The organism is Mitsuaria sp. TWR114 (assembly GCF_007997345.1).
The window spans coordinates 1-2297 of record NZ_VOSR01001057.1; the positions used below are offsets into that span (position 1 = coordinate 1).

Below are 2297 nucleotides of genomic sequence, written 5' to 3' on the forward strand. Positions count from 1 at the left end.
TGGCATGCGGCCGCGCCGGTCGAGCGCCAGATCTTCCCGTCCGCATGCCGCTGGTAGAGCGAGGTGCCGCCCGCCGCGATCTGCTTCGTCGCCGGGTTGTTGTCCAGCATCTGCCAGCCCGGGCAGGCATTGCCGCCGCAGCGGATGCCGGTGTAGCGCCAGACCTTCCCGTCCGCGTGCAGCTGGTACAGCGCGTTGCCGCCGGCCGCGATCGCGCGCGTCGCCGGGTTGGCGTCGAGCAGCACCCAGCCCGGGCAGCCGGCGCCATTGCAGGCCACGCCGGTGTGGGCCCAGATGCGGCCGTCGGCATGCATCTGGAACAGCATGCCGCTGGACAGCGCGAAGGGCTGCGGCGCGAGCTGGTTCACCGCCGCTTCCAGGTTGATGCGCCGGCGCGTGAGGTTGTTGCGCGTGTCGGTGATCGCGACGCCGGTCGATTGCAGCGCGCCGAGGATGTCGCCGACGTTGGCGCCCGGGACGACCGAGCGGATCGCCGCGAAGGCGCCCGCCACATGGGGCGTCGCCATCGAGGTGCCGTTCTTCGCGCCGAAGCCGCCGCCGGTCACCGACGAGGTGATGCCCGATCCCGGCGCCAGCAGGTCCACCAGCGCCGCGCTGTTGGAGAAGCTGGAGACGAGGTCGCTCTTGGTTGTCGAGCCCACCGTCACCGCGGTCGAGATGCAGCCCGGCGCGCTGACGCCGGTGGCCGAGCCGTTGTTGCCCGACGCGATCACCGTGGCCACGCGCACGGCCAGCAGGTCGTCGATGACGTCCTTGCGGGCATCGGCATCGCAGGCCGCGGCGTTGACGCCGCCGCCCAGGCTCATGTTGGCGGAGACGATGTTGCGCGTCGCGCGCCGCTCCAGCACCCGCTGCAGGCCGCGGATCTGGTCCGAGGTGAAGCTCAGGATGCAGGGCGAGGCCTTGTTCGAGTTCGCGCAGGGCGTGTTCCCCGCCGAGTCGGTGAAGCGCGAGAACACCTGCACGGCCATGAGGTTGGCGTCCGGCGCCATGCCGTTGAAGGTGGTGGCGCCGGTGGCGCGGCCGGCGGCGATGCCGGCCACGTGGGTGCCATGGTCGCAGCCGCTGATCGCGCAGGCCGCGCCGGAGCCGACCGCCGTGCTGCTGGACGCGCCGCCCGGGCAGAGCGAGGTCGAGTTGTTGGCCGCCGAGGTCGTCGAGAAGCAGGCCTCTTCGACGACGCGCCCGTTCAGGAACGGATGGTTGGCCTGCACGCCGGTGTCGAGGATGGCCACCGTCGTGCCGGCGCCGCGCGCGCCCAGTGCATGGGCCTGCGGCGCCCGCACCAGCGGGTCGGACTCGGCCAGCGTTGCGGGCACCGGCACGTCCTCGGTCAGCTCGGCGATCTCGCCGTTGGCGACCAGCGCATCGAGCTGGGCCGCATCGACCTCCATCACCACCAGCGCGGTGTCGGGCAGGCCTTCCACCGCGTCGGCGCCGCGGGCTCGCAGGCGCAGCACCAGCTGGTCGCGTGCGCCGCGGATCGCGGGCGTCTCGCCGATCGCGCGCAAGGGCTCGCCGGCGGGACCGGCCCCGGTCGCGTAGGCCGACAGCCGCGCGATCACCCGCAGCTTGCGCGGCGATTGCAGCGCCTTCGCGCGCAGCGCCGAGTAGCCGCCCACGCGCAGCGCCTCGCCGGTGCGCAGGGTCACGCCCTGGACCACGTCGGTCTCGGGCTTGAGGGTTTGTGCCGCGGCGGGCGTCATGCCCAGCAGCGCGGCGGTCGCGCCGCACAGGGCCGCCCAGGCGGCCATGCGACGACGCATCACAGTCAACGAAGTCATACCTGTCTCCTGACGGCCAACATCGACCGCCCGGGGCGACTTTCGGCGGCGGCGCTTCACGAAAAAACCCATGGACTAGGGAGGCCGACCCCCATGGGAGGGAAGGCGAGGCCCCTCGGATCAGGGATGTTTCCCCACAGCGGGGGAGGCGGCAGGGGTGAAGCGGCGGCCTGCCCCGGTGCGAGCAGCGGTCGACGAATCGTGCATGAACGTGCAGAAACAGGATTGATCATGCATACTGCGGCGCTTCAACCGAGGCGCGACATGACGCAACCCGACCTTCCCCAAGCCCGCCGGCAGCTCATCGCCGAGCGCCTCTCGGCGGGCCAGTCCGTCGTGGCGGCGGACCTCGCCACCGAATTCAAGCTCTCCGAGGACGCGATCCGCCGCGACCTGCGCGCGCTCGCGGCCGACGGCTTGTGCCGCCGTGTCTATGGCGGCGCGGTGCCGGTGCAGGACAGCGACCGTCCGCTGGCGGCGCGGCTGCGCGAT

2 protein-coding genes are annotated in these 2297 nt (G+C 72.4%); one reads left to right on the plus strand and one right to left on the minus strand.

Translation table 11 applies throughout. From position 1 onward, the window contains the following. The coding region (locus FUT87_RS27335) for a S8 family serine peptidase (RefSeq protein WP_186830808.1) at nt 1–1805 on the minus strand (1805 nt) is incomplete at its 3' end. A 264-nt stretch (nt 1806–2069) separates the two neighbouring features. Here FUT87_RS27335 and FUT87_RS27340 point away from each other — a divergent pair. Beyond that, on the plus strand, nt 2070–2297 hold a 228-nt coding region (locus FUT87_RS27340), incomplete at its 3' end, for a DeoR family transcriptional regulator (protein ID WP_147243009.1).